This is a genomic window from Microbacterium sp. NPDC076895 (assembly GCF_040687115.1).
Lineage (GTDB): Bacteria > Actinomycetota > Actinomycetes > Actinomycetales > Microbacteriaceae > Microbacterium.
In genome coordinates this window covers 187,583-207,813 of the sequence record NZ_JBFBMQ010000003.1, presented here as the reverse complement: position 1 = coordinate 207,813, position 20,231 = coordinate 187,583, and the positions used below count along the sequence as shown (strand labels likewise).

17 protein-coding genes are annotated in these 20,231 nt (G+C 66.1%); 9 read left to right on the top strand and 8 right to left on the bottom strand.

The window, feature by feature from the left end; translation table 11 throughout:
• Nucleotides 1-14: 14 nt before the first annotated feature.
• The 3 genes from AB0O89_RS04175 to AB0O89_RS04165 are packed head-to-tail and all read right to left on the bottom strand — an operon-like array spanning nt 15 to nt 2,640.
• Nucleotides 15-839 (bottom strand): ABC transporter permease, encoded by an 825-nt coding sequence (locus tag AB0O89_RS04175; RefSeq protein WP_363494469.1) that lies wholly within the window; start codon nt 837-839, stop codon nt 15-17.
• Nucleotides 836-1,702, bottom strand: coding sequence for an ABC transporter permease (locus tag AB0O89_RS04170; RefSeq protein ID WP_363494467.1), 867 nt, complete (start codon nt 1,700-1,702; stop codon nt 836-838). The genes AB0O89_RS04175 and AB0O89_RS04170 overlap by 4 nt, the downstream gene beginning before the upstream one ends.
• Nucleotides 1,699-2,640, bottom strand: a complete 942-nt coding sequence (locus AB0O89_RS04165; protein ID WP_363494465.1) for an ABC transporter ATP-binding protein — start codon at nt 2,638-2,640, stop codon at nt 1,699-1,701. The genes AB0O89_RS04170 and AB0O89_RS04165 overlap by 4 nt, the downstream gene beginning before the upstream one ends.
• Before the next feature lie 56 nt (nt 2,641-2,696).
• On the opposite strand from AB0O89_RS04165, the gene AB0O89_RS04160 reads away from it, so the two are divergent.
• Nucleotides 2,697-3,812 (top strand): 5-methyltetrahydropteroyltriglutamate--homocysteine S-methyltransferase, encoded by a 1,116-nt coding sequence (locus AB0O89_RS04160; protein WP_363494463.1) that lies wholly within the window; start codon nt 2,697-2,699, stop codon nt 3,810-3,812.
• A 216-nt stretch (nt 3,813-4,028) separates the two neighbouring features.
• Nucleotides 4,029-5,432, top strand: coding sequence for an aminomethyl transferase family protein (locus tag AB0O89_RS04155; RefSeq protein WP_292732827.1), 1,404 nt, complete (start codon nt 4,029-4,031; stop codon nt 5,430-5,432).
• 83 nt (nt 5,433-5,515) lie between these two features.
• On the opposite strand, the gene AB0O89_RS04150 is transcribed toward AB0O89_RS04155, so the two are convergent.
• Nucleotides 5,516-6,442, bottom strand: coding sequence for a LysR family transcriptional regulator (locus AB0O89_RS04150; RefSeq protein ID WP_363494461.1), 927 nt, complete (start codon nt 6,440-6,442; stop codon nt 5,516-5,518).
• Between the two features lie 148 nt (nt 6,443-6,590).
• Between AB0O89_RS04150 and AB0O89_RS04145 the strand changes: the two genes are divergently transcribed.
• On the top strand, nt 6,591-7,961 hold the full coding sequence (locus tag AB0O89_RS04145; RefSeq protein ID WP_363494459.1) for an aminomethyl transferase family protein: 1,371 nt from the start codon (nt 6,591-6,593) through the stop codon (nt 7,959-7,961).
• A 25-nt stretch (nt 7,962-7,986) separates the two neighbouring features.
• Here the strand turns inward: AB0O89_RS04145 and AB0O89_RS04140 are convergent, their stop codons facing one another.
• Nucleotides 7,987-8,883, bottom strand: coding sequence for an IclR family transcriptional regulator (locus AB0O89_RS04140; protein WP_363494457.1), 897 nt, complete (start codon nt 8,881-8,883; stop codon nt 7,987-7,989).
• A gap of 40 nt (nt 8,884-8,923) precedes the next feature.
• A complete protein-coding gene (locus AB0O89_RS04135) occupies nt 8,924-10,294 on the bottom strand; it encodes an aminomethyl transferase family protein (protein ID WP_363494455.1) in 1,371 nt (456 codons plus the stop codon).
• Nucleotides 10,295-10,543: 249 nt separating this feature from the next.
• Here AB0O89_RS04135 and AB0O89_RS04130 point away from each other — a divergent pair, with 249 nt between their 5' ends.
• Genes AB0O89_RS04130 through AB0O89_RS04110 form a run of 5 tightly spaced genes read left to right on the top strand, consistent with a single transcriptional unit; the run spans nt 10,544 to nt 15,252 of the window.
• Entirely contained in the window at nt 10,544-11,326 is a 783-nt protein-coding gene (locus tag AB0O89_RS04130) for an ABC transporter ATP-binding protein (RefSeq protein ID WP_363494453.1), read from the top strand.
• On the top strand, nt 11,313-12,023 hold the full coding sequence (locus AB0O89_RS04125) for an ABC transporter ATP-binding protein (protein ID WP_363494451.1): 711 nt from the start codon (nt 11,313-11,315) through the stop codon (nt 12,021-12,023). The genes AB0O89_RS04130 and AB0O89_RS04125 overlap by 14 nt, the downstream gene beginning before the upstream one ends.
• A 3-nt stretch (nt 12,024-12,026) precedes the next feature.
• A complete protein-coding gene (locus AB0O89_RS04120; RefSeq protein ID WP_363494449.1) occupies nt 12,027-12,908 on the top strand; it encodes a branched-chain amino acid ABC transporter permease in 882 nt (293 codons plus the stop codon).
• The gene (locus AB0O89_RS04115) at nt 12,908-13,987 is read left to right on the top strand and encodes a branched-chain amino acid ABC transporter permease (RefSeq protein ID WP_363494447.1); all 1,080 of its coding nucleotides are present in this window, start codon (nt 12,908-12,910) and stop codon (nt 13,985-13,987) included. The genes AB0O89_RS04120 and AB0O89_RS04115 overlap by 1 nt, the downstream gene beginning before the upstream one ends.
• Entirely contained in the window at nt 13,984-15,252 is a 1,269-nt protein-coding gene (locus tag AB0O89_RS04110) for an ABC transporter substrate-binding protein (RefSeq protein WP_363494445.1), read from the top strand. Before AB0O89_RS04115 ends, AB0O89_RS04110 begins: the two co-directional genes overlap by 4 nt.
• A 103-nt stretch (nt 15,253-15,355) precedes the next feature.
• On the opposite strand, the gene AB0O89_RS04105 is transcribed toward AB0O89_RS04110, so the two are convergent.
• Nucleotides 15,356-16,003 (bottom strand): GntR family transcriptional regulator, encoded by a 648-nt coding sequence (locus tag AB0O89_RS04105; protein WP_363494443.1) that lies wholly within the window; start codon nt 16,001-16,003, stop codon nt 15,356-15,358.
• Between the two features lie 163 nt (nt 16,004-16,166).
• Here AB0O89_RS04105 and AB0O89_RS04100 point away from each other — a divergent pair, with 163 nt between their 5' ends.
• On the top strand, nt 16,167-18,164 hold the full coding sequence (locus tag AB0O89_RS04100) for an ABC transporter ATP-binding protein (RefSeq protein ID WP_363494441.1): 1,998 nt from the start codon (nt 16,167-16,169) through the stop codon (nt 18,162-18,164).
• Nucleotides 18,165-18,288: 124 nt separating this feature from the next.
• Here AB0O89_RS04100 and AB0O89_RS04095 read toward each other — a convergent pair whose 3' ends face one another.
• Nucleotides 18,289-20,151 (bottom strand): phosphoenolpyruvate carboxykinase (GTP), encoded by a 1,863-nt coding sequence (locus AB0O89_RS04095; RefSeq protein ID WP_363494439.1) that lies wholly within the window; start codon nt 20,149-20,151, stop codon nt 18,289-18,291.
• Between the last annotated feature and the right edge of the window lie 80 nt (nt 20,152-20,231).

The window sequence follows — 20,231 nt, the reverse complement described above, 5'->3', positions numbered from 1 at the left end:
GGGACGCTACGGCGTCAGTCCAAGAAGAGCTTCCGCAGTCGCGTAGTCGTAAACACCAAGCCCACCGCGATCATGACGACGTAGTAGAGGACGTGACCGAGCATCGCGATCGACAGCGCGCCGGTCGTAAGGCCACGAATCAGTTCGACGCCGTGCCACAGCGGTAGGGCCATGACGATCGCCTGGACGAACTCCGGGTAGACGGTGATCGGGTAGAAGGTCGCCGAGAAGAGGAACATCGGCAGCAGCACCATGTTGATCCAGTCCATGTGCTGGAACGTCTTCATGTAGCTTGTGACCGCCATCCCGAGGCTCGCGAACCCGAAGGCGATCAGTACAACAGCGGGGAGCGCGAGAATCGCCGTGGGCGCGAGGTTCAGGCCGAACAGCTGCATGATGACCATGAACCCGGTGGCGTATACGAGTCCACGAAGCAGGGCGTACAGGATTTCGCCGAGCGCGACATCCAGTGGTCCGAGGGATGTCGAGAGCTGCCCCTCGTAGAGCTTGCCGTAGTTGAGCTTGAAGAAGACGTTCCACGTGGAGTCGTAGATGGCGCCGTTCATCGCCGACACCGCCAACAGTGCGGGAGCGATGAAGGCCGCGTAGGAGACCACGAGCCCCGACGAGGTCTCAACCGTGCCGATGAGCTTCTCTAGCCCAAAGCCGAATGAGGCGAGATAGAACACGGGCTCGAAGAAGCCTGAGAGCACAACGACCCAGCTGGATGACCGCGCCGCGATGAGTCCCCGTTGCACGACGGCCCAGGGGTTGCCCGACCAGAGTGCGCGTACGCTCCCGCTACGACGAGGTTCCGTCTCCGATGCCACCGCGGTCATTTCGCGAGCCTCCGCGTAAAGGTGCGGCGCGCGAACGCGTAGCCGACGACGGTCAGGACAGCAAGGTATGCGAGGTGGATCGCGACAGCACCGGGGCCACCGGGCGACCCATACGTTGCCATCCGACCCAGCTCCGACGCGTGCCACAGGGGCGAGATCCAGCCGATCCACTGCAGCCAGATGGGAAGGGTCTCGAGCGGGTAGAAGGTCCCCGAGAACAGGAACATCGGCACGAAAAGGAAGCGCTGCACGAGCGCAAACTGACCCTTGTCGTCCTGGATCGACGCCGCGTACGCCATCAAAGGCACGCCGAACGCGAGCCCCGCCAGCAGACCGACGAACATCGCTAGCCAACCGGTGGCAGGGTCGGGAACCGCACCAAAGAGGACGATGAACACGTAGTAGGCGACGACAGCGATCAGCATCCGCGCCGAGGCGCCGAGGATCACCCCGTTCGCGATCTGCGGGCTCGACAGCGCCGACGCGTTGAACCCGTAGAAGTAGCGGCGCCACTTGAACCCCGACATCACCGGGTAGGTGAACTCTTCTGTGGCCACGCCGATCGCCGCTGTCATCAGCAGCGCCGGCGCGACGAACACGAGGTAGCGGACCTGCTCGCCGTGCACCTCGATCGTCCCGTCCAGGAGCGCGGCAAGACCCAGCACCAGTCCGAGCAGATACAGGATGGGCTGCCCGAGGGCACCGACCACGATCGTCCACCCGTAGGCGCGCATCGCGCGCACCATGTGCTCGGCGACGTACCACGAGCCCCAGCGACGGGGCTTGCGCCCCCACGCGAGGGCTTCGGCGCGCAGCTCGTCGAGCGAGGGCTGAGTGCGCGCATCCGGAAGGGGTGTGCTCATTCGATCAGCGACCTTCCGGTCAGGCGCAGGAAGACATCCTCGAGGCTCGACCGACGCACGAGCGAGGTCAGCGGCTGCAGGCCCGCGGCCGTCACACGCTCCAGCGCGCGCTCACCATCGTGCGCGTAGACGAGGATGCGGTCAGGGAGCACCTCGACACGGTCGCCGATCCCCTCGAGCTGCGGCGCTACCTGCTCATTGCGGTCCGACCCGAAACGCACCTCGAGCACCTCACGGCTGGAGTGTTCGCGAATGAGGGAGGCAGGCGTCCCCTCGGCCATGATCTGACCCTTGTCGACCACGATGAGCCTGTCGCACAGCTGCTCGGCCTCGTCCATGTAATGGGTCGTGAGCACGAGCGTCGTGCCGCGCTCCTTGAGGCGGAACAGACGGTCCCAGAGCACGTGCCGGGCCTGCGGGTCAAGACCCGTCGTGGGCTCGTCCAGCAGCAGGATGCGGGGGTCGTTGATCAGCCCGCGCGCGATCGTGAGCCGGCGCTTCATGCCGCCCGAGAGCTGATCGACCTTGCTCTTCGCCTTGTCTTCGAGCGCAGCGAACGCGAGCAGCTCGTCGGCCTTCTGTGCGCATACCTTGCCGGGCAGGCCGAAATAGCGGCCGTAGATGAAGAGGTTCTCGCGGGCGTTGAGTTCGCCGTCGAGGTTGTCCTGCTGCGGGACGACGCCCAGCCGCGAGCGAATCTCGGGACCGTACTGGTCAGGATCCAAGCCCAGGATGCTGAGCTCCCCGCTTGTGCGCGTCGAGACGGCGCCGATCATCTTCATCGTCGTCGACTTGCCCGCCCCATTCGGGCCGAGAAGTCCGAACGACTCGCCGGGGGCCACCTCGAACGACAGCCCGTTCACGGCGAGGAAGTCATCCTTGCCAGCGATCTTGTAGGCCTTGACAAGGTTGTGGGCGCGGATCACGGGCTCTGGCACCGTCCTACTGTACGAGCGATCTCCGACATCCGACGACGCGGGAGTAGCATCCCGGTGTGACCGATACACAGCTTCCGTACCGCGCCGACATCGTCGGCAGTTTTCTCCGACCGGCAGTCCTCGCTGATGCGCGTGCCGCGCGTGCCGCGGGAGAGATCGACGATGCCGCTCTGCGCGAGGTGGAGGATGCTGAGATCACCGCGCTCGTCGCAAACGAAGCCGCGAACGGGCTGCGGCTTGCCACCGACGGCGAGTTCCGCCGGTCGTGGTGGCACTTCGACTTCTTCGGGATGCTCGATGGTGTCGAGGTCGTCGAGCTCGACCACGGGATCCAGTTCCAGGGCGTGCAGACGCGGCCCCTCGGCCTGCAGGTGAACGGACGCATCGGCTTCAGTGACACGCATCCGTTCGTCGCCCACTTCCGCGCACTGGCCGACGCCACTGCCGCCACCGGGGCAACGCCGAAGTTCACGATCCCCGCCCCCACCGTCTTCGACTTCCGCCTCGAGCCCGCCGGGATCATCACCGACCTGTACGCCGACCGCGATGAGCTCGTGCCTGACCTCGTGCAGGCCTACCGCGACGCAGTGCAGGCGTTCTACGACGCCGGATGCCGCTACCTGCAGTTCGATGACACCGCGTGGGCCTACCTCTGCTCGCCGGAAGAGCTCGAGAAGGCGGCTGCCCGCGGCATCCGCACCGAGGGAATCGGCGAACGCTACGCAGCGATGCTCAACGCGATCCTCGAGGTGAAGCCCGCCGACATGACGATCACGACTCACGTCTGCCGCGGCAACTTCCGGTCCACGTGGATCTCCTCCGGCGGCTACGAGCCGGTGGCCAAGCACCTGCTTGCCGACACGAACTATGACGGCTACTTCCTCGAGTACGACAGCGACCGCGCTGGTGGTTTCGAGCCGCTCCGCTTCCTTCCCCACGGCCACAAGCGGGTCGTGCTGGGCCTCGTGACCACCAAGTCGGGCGAGCTCGAGGATGCCGACCTGCTGCGCACCCGCATCCAGGAGGCTGCGCAGTTCGCACCGCTGGAGCAGCTTGCCCTCAGCCCCCAGTGCGGTTTCGCCTCAACCGAGGAGGGTAACCTCCTCACCGAGGACGAGCAGTGGGCCAAGATCCGCCTGGTCGTCGACACTGCAGCAACCGTCTGGGACTGACGCGACGCGCGCCTCACGCTTTTGCACCTCCTGCCGCGCGCGAGGGGTCGCAACACGCCATGCACCCGCGAGCGGATGCGGCGTGTTGCGACCCCTCGCGTGTGGGTCCGCTGCCATATCGTTGGCTGTTTACAAGTAAATACCTCTGGACATAGGTAAATTTTGCCCGTACGCTCTCGCTGAAGCCACCCGGACGAGGAAGTCGAGGAGACACCCATGGCCAAGAATCTGCAAGAGCTGTTGGACGAGAAGGGCGATACCGTCCGGATGCTGCGCGACTCGCAGCTCGGCACGTACATCTACCCCGTGGTTCCGGCCGAATTCAGCAACTGGCGCCGCGAGCAGAAGGCGTGGCGTAACGCAGCGGTGCTGTACGACCAGAGCCACCACATGGTCAACTTCTTCGTGAAGGGACCCGATGCGCTGAAGCTGCTCACTGACACCGGCATCAACGGCTTCAAGAATTTCCCCGTGAACACCGCCAAGCAGTTCGTTCCCACCGCCTCCAACGGCGGCGTGATCGGCGACGGCATCCTGTTCCACGAAGCAGAGGGTGAGTACGTCTACGTCGGGCGCGCCCCCGGAGCCAACTGGCTGCAGTTCCACGCCGAGACCGGCGGGTACGACGTGGAGTTCCGCTACGACGACCGCTCGCCGTCGCGCCCCTACGGCCAGGCCGTGCACCGCGACTACTACCGCTTCCAGATCCAGGGACCCAACGCCTGGGCGATCATCGAGAAGCTCGCGGGTGGACCGGTCGAGCAGGTCAAGTTCTTCCACATGGGCGAGATGACGATCGCGGGCGAGAAGGTGCGCACACTCCGTCACGGTATGGCAGGCGCTCCGGGCCTGGAGATCTGGGGACCCTACGAGCAGCACGGCAAGATCCGCGATGCCATCCTCGAGGCAGGCCGCGAGTTCGGCATCGAACCCTGCGGGTCGCGCGCGTACTCGTCGAACACTCTCGAGTCCGGATGGATCCCCTCGCCGCTCCCGGCGATCTACTCCAGCGAGGCCGAGCGCGCCTACCGCGAGTGGCTGCCCGCGAACAGCTACGAAGCGATCAACGCGCTGGCAGGGTCCTTCGTCTCGGAGAACATCGAGGACTACTACCTGAACCCCTGGGAGCTCGGCTACGGCTCGTTCGTGAAGTTCGACCACGACTTCATCGGCCGTGACGCGCTCGAGAAGCTCGACCCCGAGACCCAGCGCAAGAAGGTCACGCTGGCCTGGAACGACGAGGACCTCACCAAGGTCCTCGCGTCAGTGCTCGACCGCGAAGGACCCGGCTACCAGTTCTTCGACCTACCCAACGCCAACTACGGTTCCAGCAACTACGACGCTGTCATCGACGCCGACGGCAACACCGTGGGCCTCTCGCTGTTCACCGGCGTCACCGCGAACGAGAAGCGCGGCCTGTCGCTGGCCACGGTCGACCGCGACGTCCCCGTGGGCGCCGAAGTCCGGGTCGTCTGGGGCGAGCCGAACGGCGGATCGGGCAAGACGACAGTCGAACCGCACGAGCAGATCGCGATCCGCGCCGTCGTCAGCCCCGTGCCCTACGCCGTGACCGCACGCCAGGAGTACCAGGGCGGCTGGCGCACCACCGGATCGCTCTGATCCAACTCGCGCCTCGCGCACACAACGATCTCGGGGACGGATGCTGCGGCATCCGCCCCCGAGATCGTCTTCGGGCAGTCGCGTCAGGACGCGATGTGGATGCCTTCGAAGCCGCCCGGAAAGCCGCTGACCGCCGCCGAGACGGTGTCAAAGAACCAGTCGAGCGCACCCGCGTGCTGCGGCGACCGCCGACGGTACAGCTGAAGCTCAACCGGCCCGAGAGCGAAGGGCAACTCACGGATAGCGAGCGGCCAGCTCCGCGACCATCCGACAGCGAGAGTCTCGGGAATCGTCGCGATGAGCGTCGTCGAGCGCGCGAGCAGGGGCGGGATCGACGCAATGTGTTGGACGCTCACCGCCGGTGGCTCGCTCACGGCGTGCCGAGCGTGCACGCCGGCCAAAAGCCGCGCACTTGAGTCACCCTCGACCCATATCCGCCGCGCGGTTTGGTAGGCCTCGAGACTCAGCTCGCTGTCGGCGAGGGGGTTCTGGGCTGACATCACCACGCGGTACTCCTCGCGCTTGACCGTCTGCCGCTCGAACGCAGCGGGGAGTTCCGCCGGCGTGATGGCAAGGTCCACGGACCCGCGGGTGAGTAGCTCCTCGAGGTCTTCACCCCGGAGCGCCGTGACGGCCAAGCGAGCGCGGGGTGCTCCGAGGGCCATCGCCTCGCCGATTGCCGGAAGCCAGCCGATCTCACCGAGCTCCGACAGTGCGATGCGGAAGGTGCGCTCTGAGGTCAGGGGGTCGAAGCCGGTCACTGCCGCAATGGTCCGATCGATCACTGACATACCCTCGTGGAGCTCGGGATAGATCGCGTCGGCAAGCGCTGTGGGACGCATCCCCTGCGCCGTTCGCTCGAACAGCGGATCTCCGAGTTCCCGGCGCAGCCGCGCGAGCGACTGACTGATCGCCGACTGCGTCACGAACAGTCGGCGCCCCGCCGCTGTCAGGCTGCCGGCCTCATAGATCGCAACGAACACCCGGGTGAGGTTCAGGTCAGTGAGCATGCGTACACCTCGATCGGTCCGACATCAGGACTGCTCATGAAGCTATTAGCAGAGCTCATCATGAAAGGGTATTTGATTCAGTCCTGCTTGGGATAGCGTCTCCTCGGGCCGGCGCGCACCGCGTCGAGCCCAGAACGAAGGAGTTCACATGACCGAGTCGCTGGCCGCCGCGATCGCCCGAGCGGGAAGCCCCGTGCAGCTTCTGCGCAACGCGCAAGCGCGACCCACGATCTTCCCCGTGACGGCAGAGTTCAGCAACTGGAGGTCGGAGCAGCAGTCGTGGCGACAGACCGTGGCACTTCTTGACCAGTCCCACCACATGACCGACCTGTTCATCCGCGGTCGCGACGCCCTGCGCCTGCTGAGCGATCTCGGCGTCAACAGCTTCGCCCGCTTCGAGGTCGACAATGCGAAGCAGTTCATCGCGGTCAACGACGAGGGATACCTCATCGGCGACGCCATCCTCTTCTACCTGGGCGACGAAGAGTTCGACCTCGTCGGCCACCAGATGGTCATCGACTGGGTGCAGTTCCATGGTGAGACCGGCGACTACGAGGTCACCTTCGAGCGGGACGGCAACTCGATCGTGCGGTCGGGCAACCCCACGCTGTACCGGTACGAACTGCAGGGGCCGAACGCGCTGGAACTCATGGAGCGCGTCACCGGCGCGCCAGTCCCGCCCACCCGCTTCTTCCACATGGCGACGTTCACGATCGACGGCGTCACGGTGCGCTCGCTGCGCCACGGCATGGCTGGCCAACCCGGCTTCGAACTCTTCGGCCCCTGGGAAGACGGCGAGCGCGTCAGGGAGGCCCTTCTGCGCGAAGGCGAGCCCCTCGGGCTCGTCCGCGTGGGCTCCAAGGCCTACTCGTCAGCCAACCTCGAGTCCGCGTGGGTTCCGTCTCCCCTGCCTGCAATCTTCACCGGGGCCCACGCCGAGCGTTACCTCGAATGGCTTCCCGCCACCAGCGCCGGGTCCCTGGCCGGAAGCCTCACCTCCGACCGGATCGAGGACTACTACGTCACCCCGTACGACCTGGGGTATGGCCGCAGCGTCGCGTTCGATCACGACTTTCTCGGTCGGGAGGCACTCGAGCGCATCGCGCAGGAGCCCACACGGGTCAAGGTAACGCTGATCTGGAACGCCGACGATGTCGCGGCGGCGCAGCGATCCCTGCTCGAGCCGGGGTTGCCGGCGAAGTACATCGACTTCCCGAAGGCGCGCTACGGCCTGTATCAGGTCGACCGAGTTCTCATCGACGGGCGCGACGTCGGTATTTCGCACGACGCCGGGTACATCACGAACGAGCAGGTGTTCGCTTCGCTGGCGAGTCTCGTTCCGGATGCCGCGGAGCCGGGCACCGAGGTCGTGGTGGTGTGGGGCGAGGAGCCTAACTCCGCCAAGCCCGCTGTCGAGCCACACCGTCAGGTTGAGATCCGCGCGACGGTTGCTCCCGCACCCTATTCGTCGTACGCGCGCGAGAACTACCGTCGGGACACCTCAGCTGCATCCAGCTGACATGCGGGAGGTCGTCGCCGCCGCGCTAAGCCACACCGCGCGGCGGCGATGACGCACGGCGCCCCGGGTCGGGGTGTGTCTCGAGGTAGGCCAGCGAGCGCAGCGAGGTCGAAACGAGGGGATGGATGCCGTGCGGCTCGTCGCGACCGGTGGTTCCCGCGTCCGGCAGATAGGCATCCCGCAGCGCCTCGGTGATCTGCCGAGCGGCAACCGACAGCAGCTCGACGATCCCCTGAATCGGCGCCCCGTCGTTGGGTACGACGACTCCCAAACCCGCGTAGACCACCCCGTGAGGTCCCACAACCGGCACGGCGATGCCGCGGGACTCCTCGTGGATGAACCCCTCTGCGCACACGTAGCCCTCCCCGCGGACGCGACGCAGCAGGTCGCGCAGGCTCGCCTCGTCACGAGGAGTGCTCGCGGTGTAGTTCGGCCATCCGGCAGCCACGACCTCGTCGACAAGCCCCGGCTCGGCATGGGCGAGCAGAACGAGGCCGCTGGAGCTCACCGGGAGAGGGATCCTGCCGCCGATCAGGGTGGCGTTCACGACAGCGTCGCGCGTCGACATCCGTTCGACGAACAGCACGTCGAGCCCGGCGAGAACTCCCAGTTGAGTGTGCTGGCGCACCCGCGAGTGAACGGCGGTCAGCCACGGCTTGGCCAGCTCGCGCAGGCCGATCGCTCCCGGGGTGCGCGATGCGAACTCCCACAGGCGCACGCCCAGACGGTAGGACTTGTCGGGAAGCCGCTCGAGCAGCCCTTCCCGCTCGAGTTCGCCGACGAGGCGGTGCGCTGTCGAAGCCGACAGGCCCGCCGCATCGGCGATCTCGGTGAGCGTGAGGAAGGGTCGCCTGGCTTCGAAGGCGTCGAGGATCTTCAGGTGCTTGTGAAGCACCGACTCTCCGGCTGACCCTCGCGCCATGGCATCCTCCTCGATGACGCCACGATGCTACTCGCGATGCTCAGTCGTCGGCGCGATAGACCGTGCGCGCGTACTCGTGATACGGCGCCGGCGCAACGGTAGCGCGGATGCGTACCTGCCGGTGCTGCGCGTCGACGCTGTGCTTCTGCGAGATGGGGTCTTCCCCCCAGACCACCTCGACGACCTCACCGTCGGCAATGTCGGCATCCAGGGTCGCGAGCGACATGTAGAGCTGGTCGTAGGCGATATAGCCGGCATCGGTCGAGATGCCGACACGGCGACCATCCTGCAGCACCTCGTCCATCTGGTACAGGCCGTAGCGGGCCTTCGGGAAGTCGAGGAACTTCGCGGGAATGCCCGGCTCCATCTGCGAGCGCACGACGTCGGCGACATCGTTCGCATTCCATAGCAGGGTGACCTTGCGACGCGTCGGGTTCTCGGCGAGCTTCTCGAGGGCTTCGCGACCGTGGAAGTCGTGATCGAAACGGACCGAGCGACCGAGCCCCAGGTCGTAGGGCGTCATGTAGTAATCGTGGATGTCTTCGCTGTAGAGCGACCCTCCGATCGAGCCGGCCCGGTCTGCCGGCAGCCACTCCCGATACTCGGCGAAGTCCTCGTCGAAGATGGCGGGGAAGGGCGTGGGGACCCATCCGGATTCGAGCGGGGTGGCCGAATAGGCCTTCGCACCGACGCGACGGATGCCGTGCTCGGCTCCGGCATCCATCAAGGCGTTCAGGACGATCTCGTTGTCTTCCCACGGGCCATAGAACTCGAAGCCCGGCTGACCGGCCATGCCGTGGCGCAGCGCCTTGACGGGGCGCCCGGCGATCTCGACATCCCCGATGTGGAAGAACTTGATGTCGGGGGCAGGTCCGCCGAAGACCTTCTCCATGACGAGGTCGGCGTTCGGCCCCTGGAGCTCGTAGCGGTAGAAGGTCGGCGGCCCCTGACGCATGTGCGAGTTGCCCTCGAGTCGGTGGTGAACGTCCTTGCCCGCCGCCTGGGCCTTCTCGACATTGAAGCGGACCCAGTCGATGAGCAGGTGATGTCCGATGAGCACGAGACCCTCGGGCGCATCTTCGTTGTAGAACAGGATGCCGTCGCCAATGAGGTAGCCGTCCTTGTTGACGGAGATCAGCTGCTTCGCGACCCCGGGACGGAAGGTGCCGAACGTGTTCGGCGAGATGCTGGAGAGCAGCGGGATGAGATCGGCACCGCCCAGAAACAGCTGGGTCATGTGGTGCGACTGGTCCATGAGTGCCACCGTGCTGTTCCACGCACGCTGCTCATCGCGCCAGTTCGTGAACTCGGGGGCTACCGGGAACGTGAACGCCGGCCAGTTCTGATTGCGCATCAGAGTTACCGGGCTTCCGGCGCGAGCGATAGCCGCGGCAAGGGATTCGGATGTCATCGTCGACCTTTCCTATCGATGTGGCGCCATGCTAGGTCGGCCCTCTCACGCCGCCGGCGACGATTTCCGTTGAACGGAATCGGACTCCATGGTTCTCGCGAGCGGGGTCAGGATGGGGGCGTCGGACGTTTCCTCGTCACGGTCGGGGCACACTCTCGGGGCGTGCAGCCAAAATCGTTGACAATCCTGAGGTCGGGTCGTAGCGTCCGAGACAGGTCGTGGCAGTGGCGCCACGGGGAGGGATGGGCGATGGCCGCTCGACTGACACTGCGAGACCTGACTCTCCGTTTCGGGGGAATCAGCGTGCTCGAAAACGTCAGCTTCGACGTGGAGCCCGGCCTCATCTTCGGCCTCGTCGGCCCGAACGGCGCGGGCAAGACTTCCCTGTTCAACTGCATCAGCGGTCACTACAAGCCGAGTTCCGGGTCCATCCGGATCGACGACGAAGAGGTCATCGGATCCTCGCCCGCAACGCTCGCGCGGCACGGGCTCGCGCGGACGTTCCAGCACCCGGCCCTGCAGCTCGAGTCGACAGTGTTGGACAACGTCATGCTCGGAGCGCATACCCGTATGCCGGGCGGGCCGATCGCGTGGTCGCTGCGGCTGCCCCTGACGGGACGGTCCGAGAAGCAGATGCGGTCAGAGGCACGTGAGATTCTGGCGAAGGTCGGCCTCGACTGGGCGGCAGACATGCATGCCGACGAACTCTCGCACGGACTGCACAAGGGAATCGAGCTCGCCCGAGCTCTGATGTCGCGCCCGCGGCTCCTGCTGCTGGATGAGCCAGCAGCCGGCCTTCCGCATTCCGAGGTCGAGCATCTCATCGAGCTCATCCGCGCGATCCGCGCCGAAGCCGACATCACGATCGTTGTAGTCGAACACCACATGGGACTGATCGCGGCCCTCACCGACCGCGTCGTCGTCCTCGACCATGGCAAGAAGCTCGTGGAGGGTACTGCTGCCGAAGCACAGTCCGACCCTCGCGTCATCGAGGCCTACATCGGGAAGGAGGCCGGCGATGACGCTGCTTGAGCTCGAAGACGTCACCGCGTTCTACGGACCCGTCCAGGTGCTCGAGGGCGTGTCATTGAGCGTTCCCGACGGCGGCGCTGTCGGCATCCTCGGGGCAAACGGGGCGGGCAAGACGACGACCTTGCGCGCGATCACGGGAGTGGTGCGCACCGGCGGACGAATCATTTTCGATGGCACAGACATCCGCGGAAAGCGCCCGGAGCAGGTAGCCGCACTCGGGATCGCGCATGTCCCCGAGGGCCGCGGAACTCTCGCAGATCTGACAGTTCGCGAGAACCTGCGGGTGGGTGCCTACCTGCGCAAAGACCGCAAAGGCATCGAGAAGGACATCGACTACCTGCTCGAACTCTTCCCGAACCTCAGGGAGCGGATTCGCTCGCACGGCGCGGCCCTCTCGGGCGGCGAACAGCAGATGCTCGCCATCGCGCGCGCCGTCATGGCCAAGCCCCGCCTCATCCTGCTCGACGAAGCCTCGCTGGGCCTGGCTCCCAGCACTGCCAAGAGCGTCTATGAAGCGATCGCGCGGCTGCGCGCCGAGTCAGGTATCGCCATGGTCGTCGTCGAACAGAACGCAAATCTCGCATTCACCGTCGTTGATTCAGCAACAGTTCTCGAAACCGGTCGCAACGCGCTGACCGGCACCACGTCCGAACTCAAGGGCATGGACGAGATCCGACGCGCATACCTGGGGGGCTGACGGATGGGAACCTTCGTCCAACTCGTCGTCGACGGGCTCTCGACCGGCTCGATCTACGCAGCCCTCGCGCTGGCGATCGTCCTCGTGAACCAATCGACCGGACTGATCAACTTCGCCCAGGGCGGGATGGCGGTTCTGGCAGCCTACGTCGCGTACACGCTGACGCAGGTGGGACTTCCGCTGATTCTGGCGATCCTCGTCTCAGTATTGTTCGCGTTCATCTTCGGAGCGATCGTCGAGCGGTTCCTCATGCGCCGCTTCGAGGGAGGCGACCCGGACACCGCCGTGGTCGTCACAATCGGCCTGCTGACGCTGATCACGGGCTTCGTTGGGTGGATCTGGTCGTACAACAACCTGCTCTTCCCCTCGCTGTTCCCGCTCGATACGGTGACCTTCCTCGGTGCCGTTATCAGCGTCCGCTCCCTCGGCACGATCTTCGTCATCGTGGCGATCATGGGACTCCTCCAGCTGCTTTTCGTGGGCACCAAGCTCGGGCTGGCGCTGCGCGCCGTGGCGATCAACCCCCAGTCCGCAGCCTTCTCGGGGATCGCCGTCGGTCGGATGCTGATGGTCGGATGGGGCCTGGCGGCAGGACTCGGAGCCGTAGCCGGAGCACTCGTGGCCCCCCAGCTCACGCTCACCCCCGGAATGATGGACTCCGCGCTGGTCTACGCCTTGGCGGCCGTCATCCTGGGTGGTCTGTCGAGTCCGATCGGGGTCGTCATCGCCGCGTGGCTAATCGGTGTCCTCGAGAACCTCGCGGCTGTGTACGTGCCGTTCATCGGCCACGACATGAAGATCGCGGTGCCCTTCATCCTGATCTTCGTGGTGCTGCTCGTGCGACCACAGGGACTGTTCGGACGCAAGACGGTGGTGCGCGTGTGATGACCTCGACAACCGACTTCACGATCCCAGCTCGCAGCACAGCGCGACCCTGGGTGCGCTGGATCATCATCGCAGCGATCGCTGTCGTCCTCATCGTGGGACCGCTGATCCTCCCCGAATTCGCAAACCAGACCGCAGCCCGCATCGGTGTCTTCGCCGTCGCGGTGCTCGGCCTCAACGTCGTCATGGGATACGCCGGGCAGGTCTCGCTCGGTCAGATCTTCTTCGTCGGCCTCGGCGCCTACGTCACGGCCTACGGCGTCACACAGGACTGGAACATCATCCTGGTCTTCGCGCTCGCGTGCATTCTGCCCGGCGTCGTGGGACTGATCGTCGCCCTGGCCGCAAGCCGCCTCGGCGGGCTTGCGATCGCAATGGTCACGATCGCGCTCCCTATCGTCGGTGTGCCGCTGGCCAAGCGCCTCTCAGAGTTCACCGGCGGATCGCAAGGGATCTCAGCGCGCTTCTCGGCGGCGCCCGAGTGGACGGGGCTCTACAACGACCAGTGGCAGCTCTACATCGTCATCCTGATCACGGTGATCGTGTTCCTGCTCACGCGAAACCTCGTGCACGGCAAGTTCGGTCGGGCGCTGGCGATCGTGAAGTCCAACGAAGCCGTTGCCGCGTCCATGGGAATCTCTCCCTACTGGTACAAGGTTCTGGCGTTCACGATCGCGTCCATCATCGGCGGCGTCGCAGGATTCATGTACATGGTCGTGGTGCAGTACACCTCGCCCGAGACGATGAGCTTCGCGCACTCCATCTCGCTGCTGGCCGCGATGGTGATCGGCGGAGCGGGAAGCATCGTGGGTTCGCTCCTCGGCGGCGCGTACTACGTTCTCGTGCCCCAGTGGACGAACCTCATCAACCCGAGCATGACGGCGTTCTTCCAGGGCATCATCCTGCTCGCGATCCTCTTCCTCCTCCCCGGCGGCCTTGCCTCCCTCCCCCGCGCTGTGCGGCGCCTGACCAAGCGCTCGTCCGGATCGGGTCGACCGAACGGTCCGGCAGGTGCAGCATCCGCCCCATCCGACCCACCCTCCCATCCATCACCACAAGAAAAGAGGCACAACACATGAGTACTCTGCGCACCAAAGCGCGGGTCACCTCCGTCGTTGCGGGCATCGGCATCGTCGCCCTGCTCGCAGCCGGATGTTCCCGTGGCGACGATTCCGGCGGCGGCGAAAGCACCGACGGCGCCGTAGCCAACAGCCCCGGCATCACCGACACCACGCTCACGCTCGGCGTCTCGACGCCGCTGTCGGGAGGCACTGCCGGGCCCGGCACGTGCACCGTCGCCGGCCTTGCCGCCTACATGGGTGCACGCAATGCCGAGGGCGGCATCGAGTTCGGCGACGGGAAGACCCGCACGATCGAGGTCAAGTCCTACGACGACGCCTATGACCCGCAGAAGGCACTGGCCAACTTCCAGCAGATGGTGGCCGACGACGTCTTCGCCGCCACCTCGGGCTTGGGAACTCCGACCAACCGCGCCTGGCGCGAAGCGGCGATCGATGAGGAATTCCCGCAGGTCCTGATCATGACCGGTGACCCGCTCTTCTCCGACCCCGAGGAGAGCCCCTGGCAGCTCGGCTTCGTGCCGGTCTACCAGAACGAGGGCGCCGCGTTCGGTGAGCTGCTCGCGGAGTCCGGTGACCACAAGGTCGCGATCCTCTACCAGAACGACGACTACGGCCAGGGCTACGTCGAGGGCTTCAAGGAAGCTGTCGCGGGCGCCAGCAACATCGAGATCGTCTCGGAGCTCAGCTACGAAGCCACCGACGCCTCGGTGGATGCGCAGATCACCGAACTCGCGGCCAGCGGCGCGGATGTCTTCTTCAACGCGATGTCGATCACCCCGCTGGTGATCTCTTCGCTGCAGAAGGCTCAGGAACTCGGATGGCTCCCCAGCTGGTTCCTGCCCTCCAACACCTCGAGCCCGACGGCGATCCTGCAGCCGGGTAACGCCGCCGCTTTCCCGGGCGTCTACTCCGTCTCGTTCTCGAAGGCCCCGGCGAGCCCGGCCTTCGCCGAGGACGAGGATGTCGTGACATTCCTGTCCGACCTCAAGGAATACGGCGACTACCCCGACCCGCCGGCGTTCCCGCACTGCATGTGGAGCTACATGATCGGCGCGGCGCTCGAGCAGGTGTTCCAGAACATGACCGAGCCTACCCGCGATGACTTCATGCTTCACCTGCGCGAGGTCACCGACTTCGAGGCGCCGCTCATGCTTCCGGGCACGGCGGTCAACACGACGATCCCCGGTGAGCCGGCGGTCTCGAGCGTGATCGTCCAGAAGTACAACGGCACCGGTTACAGCGACGCTGACACCATCGGCTGACGCCTGTCCTTCAGCGGGGCGGCGGTCCGGGTTCTCCGGGCCGCCGCCCCGCTCTCGTAGTGGCGAGGCGGGGTTTCAGCGCAACGGGGCCGCGTGGTCGCGGTCAGTCCAGCGTGCGCAAGACCTCAAGCACACCCGCCAGGTGAAGTCGCATTGCCGATTCGGCAGCCTCGGGATCTCGAGCGACGACAGCATCGATGATTGCGGCGTGCTCGTGGACCGAATCCACACCGCGGCCCGGATGCAGCGCGAGCCTGAACTGGTGACGAGCCGACTGCGCCCGAAGGCGCTCAAGGAGGGCGACCGCCGTGCTGTGGCGACTGATCTGCTGCACCCGCTGGTGCACCGCACTCTTCAGTTCGGAATAGGTCAGGTGGTTCCCCGACTCGGCGGCGGCCACCATATCGGCGCGCAGACGCCGAAGCTTCGCGATGTCGTCGTCGGTGGCGACCTCAGCAGCCTTGCGCGCACACAGGGCTTCCAGCCCCATGCGCACCTCGGCGATCTCCACGGCCTCGTCGAGTGTGACTGAACGCACGCGGGCGCCCTTGTTCGGCATCCGCTCGACCAGCCCCTCGCCCGTGAGCGTGAGCAGAGCAGTGCGCACCGCAGCGCGCGACACTCCGAACTCGGCACTGATGTCCGACTCGATGAGGCGTTGGTGCGGTGCATAGCGACCCGTTTGGATCGCATCCCGGATCTGCCCGGCGACGTCGGCGCTCGGGGCACCCTCGACTGACATCGTCGTCATCGACGTATCCTCCTCGAGTCGACAATAGTGTCTGCGCAGGAACTGTCGACGATTTCTTTCACGATCTCGGCGCGGATCCTCGCACGGCGTCATCCGTGGGGCGAGCGCAGTATCCAGCGCGGAGTACGGTCGTAGATAGCCCATCCCCCGAATCGAGGTCTCGATGTCGCGCGCTGATACGCGTCCCGCCCGCCGTGGTCGTCGCACACCCGAGGAAGGGCCGCGCGCAACGTTCCGCCAGCTGGTGCCCTTCCTGCTCGAGCACCGAAATGTGCTGATCGTCGTCGCGATCCTCAGCATCGTCGGCGCCGTCGCTACCCTCGCCCAGCCGCTCCTGGTCGGCCAGGTGATCACCCGCGTTCAGGACCAAGTCCCACTCGGATGGCTCGTGTGGGGAATCGTCGCGCTCGTGGTCGCCGCATCCCTCATCTCCGGGTTCCAGCACTACCTGCTGCAGCGCACCGGAACCGCCGTGGTCTACTCGAGCAGGCGACAGCTCGTGGCCCGCATCCTGCACCTTCCCATCCGGGAGTTCGATGCACGCCGCACGGGCGATCTCGTCTCCCGCGTCGGCACAGACACGACGCTGCTGTACGCGGTCCTCACGCAGGGACTCGCGGATGCCGTCGGCAACTCGCTCCTCTTTATCGGTGCCCTGGTTGCGATGGCGCTGATCGACCCCCTTCTGCTGCTGGCCATCGTGGTCGTGATCGGCCTGTCGGTCACCGTGGTCGTGATCCTCAGCGGCAGGATCCGCCGCGCCACCGGCGAGCAACAGGAGAAGGTCGGCGAGTTGGCCTCCTCGGTGGAACGCGCGGTCAGTTCGATCCGAACCGTGCGCGCCGCAGGAGCCACCGAGCGCGAAGTTGCGGACATCACGGGTGTCGCGACTGACGCATACGGCGTCGGCGTCCGGATCGCGAAGGTGTCTGCGCTCGTCGTTCCTGTCGCCGGGATCGCCCTGCAGGTCTCGCTGCTGGTCGTCTTGGGCGTCGGCGGCTTCCGCGTGGCATCCGGCGCGATCGAGATCGCAAGCCTCGTGACCTTCATCATGTTCCTGTTCCTGCTCGTCGGCCCGCTCGGAAGCTTCTTCGGTGCCATCACCTCGGTGAACCAGGCCCTCGGTGCTCTCGGCCGCATCCAAGAGATCCTCAATCTCCCGGTCGAGGACGCCGACGACGCACGGCTCGCGGCATCCGTCACCGAGTCCTCCCCCGCTCCGGTGTCACAGATGGCGGGCGCCCTGGCCTCAGACCCGGCATCCGTGACACCGGAACCGCGGGAGATCGCGATCGAGTTCCGGGATGTCTGGTTCCGATACCCCGAGGCCGTTGTCGCCGCACGCCGGAAGGCCGAGACCGAGGCGCGTGCCGTGCTCGAGAGCGCGCACGTCGACACGTCGGCCATCGCGCTCGCGGGCGACGGCGGCACGGATGCCGACTCCAGCGCGCAGGTGCAGTCCGAGGCATCCGATCATGCCGGCGACGTGCTGCGCGGCGTCTCGTTCCACGTCCCTCGCGGGTCGCGCGTGGCGATCGTCGGCCCGTCGGGCGCCGGAAAGAGCACGACACTCGCGCTCATCGAGCGGTTCTACGACCCGACCCGCGGCGCCATCCTGCTCGGCGGTGATGACATCCGGACCCTTCCGCGCGAACAACTGCGCGCACAGCTCGGCTACGTCGAGCAGGATGCCCCGACCCTTGCCGGCACGATCGCGCAGAACTTGCGCCTCGCGTCCCCCGAGGCGACGGATGCCGACTGCGAGCGCGTTCTTGACGCCGTGAACCTCACCGAGGTGCTCGAGCGCAGTCCGCTGCGCCTCGAAGCCCCGGTCGGCGAGAACGGCGTCATGCTCTCGGGCGGCGAGCGTCAGCGCCTGGCGATCGCTCGCGCTCTTCTGGCCGCCCCGCCCATCCTGCTGCTGGACGAGTCGACCTCATCCTTGGACGGACTCAACGAGCAACGGATGCGGGATGCCATCGACGCCGTCGCAGCCGAGCGCACTCTCATCGTGATCGCCCACCGCCTGTCGACGGTCGTAGACAGCGACCTGATCGTCGTCATGCAAAACGGCGAGGTGATCGGCCAGGGGACGCACGGTGAACTGGTCGAGTCCACGCCGCTGTATCGCGACCTCGCCCGCCACCAACTCCTCGTCTGACCCGCACCACTCCCGCCGAACCCACCCGAATCCCGACGAACCCACACCTTCCCGCGGCTGAAACCTGTGGGCTGGCGCGGGAAGGTGTGGGTTCGCGGTCGCGGGCGGGAGGAGGTCGCCCGGGTCAGGCTGATCTGAGTCGGTAGCGAAGGGCTGCGAGTTCGGCATTCAGCTGGGCCGGGATGCGACCGTCGAAGACGCCGTAGAACTCCTCGGTGAGGTCAGCCTCATGCAGCCACGACGCTGGATCGACGGCGAACAGTTCATCGAGGTCTTCCTGCGGAACGTCGATGCCCTCGAGGTTGAGGTCCTCGACGCGCGGCAGACGCCCGATCGGGCTGTCAAGAGCCGGCACCTTCCCGTCGACGCGGCGGATGATCCACTCGATGACACGGGAGTTGTCGCCGAACCCGGGCCAGAGGAAGCGGCCATCTGCTCCCTTGCGGAACCAGTTGACCTGGAAGATCCGTGGCGCGCGGTCGAACCGCAGCTGCTGACCCATCTTGACCCAGTGGCCGAAGTAGTCGGCCATGTTGTACCCGCAGAACGGCAGCATCGCGAACGGATCGCGCCGCAGTTCGCCGACTGTGCCCTCGGCGGCCGCGGTGCGCTCGGACGAGATCGTCGAGCCGAGGAAGACCCCGTGAGCCCAGTCGGTTGCCTCGACCACGAGCGGAACATTCGTGGCGCGGCGTCCACCGAAGAGGATCGCGTCGATCGGCACACCCTCGGGTGCATCCCAGTCGTCGGCGATCTGCGGGCACTGGTCAGCACGCACCGTGAAGCGGGAGTTCGGGTGCGCCGCGGGACGCCCGGATGCCGGGGTCCAGGGGTTGCCTTCCCAGTCGATGAGCTCGGCGGGGGCCTCATCGGTGAGACCCTCCCACCACACATCCCCGTCGGGGCGAAGAGCCACGTTCGTGAAGATCGTGTTGCCCCAGAGCGTCTCGACAGCCGTGACATTGGTGGATTCACCGGTTCCCGGCGCTACCCCGAAGAAGCCCGCTTCGGGGTTGATCGCCCAGAGGCGCCCATCCTCACCAGGTCGCAGCCACGCGATGTCGTCGCCGAGCGTTTCGACGCGCCATCCGGGAATCGTCGGACGCAGCATAGCCAGGTTGGTCTTGCCGCACGCCGAGGGGAACGCGGCGGCGAGGTGGTAAGCCTTGCCCTCGGGACTGATGACGCGGATGAGCAGCATGTGCTCGGCCATCCACCCCTCGTCGCGGCCGATGACCGAGGCGATGCGCAGCGCGAAGCACTTCTTGGCGAGGATGGCGTTGCCGCCGTATCCGGAGCCGTACGACCACACCTCGAGGGTGTCGGGGAAGTGCACGATGTACTTCTCGTCGTTGCAGGGCCACGCGACATCGTCTTGGCCCGGTGCGAGCGGCGCACCGACGGAGTGGACGGTCTTGACCCACGGCGACCCGCCTGCGATCTCACGAAGGACATCGCTGCCCACACGCGTCATGATGCCGATCGAGGTGACAGCGTAGGCACTGTCAGTGATCTGTACGCCGATGTGCGACAGCGGTCCAGCAACGGGTCCCATTGAGAACGGCACGACGTACATCGTGCGCCCACGCATCGACCCGTCGAAAAGCGGAGTGATCGTGGCACGGATCTCGGCGGGGGCCACCCAGTTATTGGTCGGGCCGGCGTCTTCCTCGCGCTCCGACGCGATGAAGGTGCGCGCCTCGGTGCGCGCCACGTCGCTCGGGTGAGAGCGCGCGAGGTACGAGCCCGGCCGCCACTCGGGGTTGAGCTTGATGAGCTTGCCCTGCTCGACCTGCTCGCGCAGCAGAGCCTCGTTCTCGGCGCGGGAGCCGTTAACCCAGCGGATCCGATCGGGCTTGGTGAGCGCCGCGATCTCGCCCACCCACTCGATGAGGGCATCCATGCCGGGGCCAGAGATCGACGGCAGTTCGCCGGATGCCGACGCGGGCGCCGAGGTGGTGGGGCGAGTAATGTCAGCGATGGCCATTGTCTCTCCTGTGTGCGACGTCGTCTGGGGGCTCGTTCTCCACTTTCCTGCACGTGAAGCACCGTTTGAACGCGTCTGAC

Excerpts from the sequence above, each read along its gene's own strand:
- AB0O89_RS04095 (WP_363494439.1), bottom strand. The coding sequence starts at position 20,151 with ATGGCCATCGCTGACATTACTCGCCCCACCACCTCGGCGCCCGCGTCG.
- AB0O89_RS04100 (WP_363494441.1), top strand. The coding sequence starts at position 16,167 with ATGTCGCGCGCTGATACGCGTCCCGCCCGCCGTGGTCGTCGCACACCC.
- AB0O89_RS04130 (WP_363494453.1), top strand. The coding sequence starts at position 10,544 with ATGGCCGCTCGACTGACACTGCGAGACCTGACTCTCCGTTTCGGGGGA.
- AB0O89_RS04155 (WP_292732827.1), top strand. The coding sequence starts at position 4,029 with ATGGCCAAGAATCTGCAAGAGCTGTTGGACGAGAAGGGCGATACCGTC.
- AB0O89_RS04140 (WP_363494457.1), bottom strand. The coding sequence starts at position 8,883 with ATGGCGCGAGGGTCAGCCGGAGAGTCGGTGCTTCACAAGCACCTGAAG.
- AB0O89_RS04110 (WP_363494445.1), top strand. The coding sequence starts at position 13,984 with ATGAGTACTCTGCGCACCAAAGCGCGGGTCACCTCCGTCGTTGCGGGC.
- AB0O89_RS04115 (WP_363494447.1), top strand. The coding sequence starts at position 12,908 with ATGACCTCGACAACCGACTTCACGATCCCAGCTCGCAGCACAGCGCGA.
- AB0O89_RS04120 (WP_363494449.1), top strand. The coding sequence starts at position 12,027 with ATGGGAACCTTCGTCCAACTCGTCGTCGACGGGCTCTCGACCGGCTCG.
- AB0O89_RS04175 (WP_363494469.1), bottom strand. The coding sequence starts at position 839 with ATGACCGCGGTGGCATCGGAGACGGAACCTCGTCGTAGCGGGAGCGTA.
- AB0O89_RS04145 (WP_363494459.1), top strand. The coding sequence starts at position 6,591 with ATGACCGAGTCGCTGGCCGCCGCGATCGCCCGAGCGGGAAGCCCCGTG.
- AB0O89_RS04105 (WP_363494443.1), bottom strand. The coding sequence starts at position 16,003 with ATGACGACGATGTCAGTCGAGGGTGCCCCGAGCGCCGACGTCGCCGGG.
- AB0O89_RS04125 (WP_363494451.1), top strand. The coding sequence starts at position 11,313 with ATGACGCTGCTTGAGCTCGAAGACGTCACCGCGTTCTACGGACCCGTC.
- AB0O89_RS04170 (WP_363494467.1), bottom strand. The coding sequence starts at position 1,702 with ATGAGCACACCCCTTCCGGATGCGCGCACTCAGCCCTCGCTCGACGAG.
- AB0O89_RS04150 (WP_363494461.1), bottom strand. The coding sequence starts at position 6,442 with ATGCTCACTGACCTGAACCTCACCCGGGTGTTCGTTGCGATCTATGAG.
- AB0O89_RS04135 (WP_363494455.1), bottom strand. The coding sequence starts at position 10,294 with ATGACATCCGAATCCCTTGCCGCGGCTATCGCTCGCGCCGGAAGCCCG.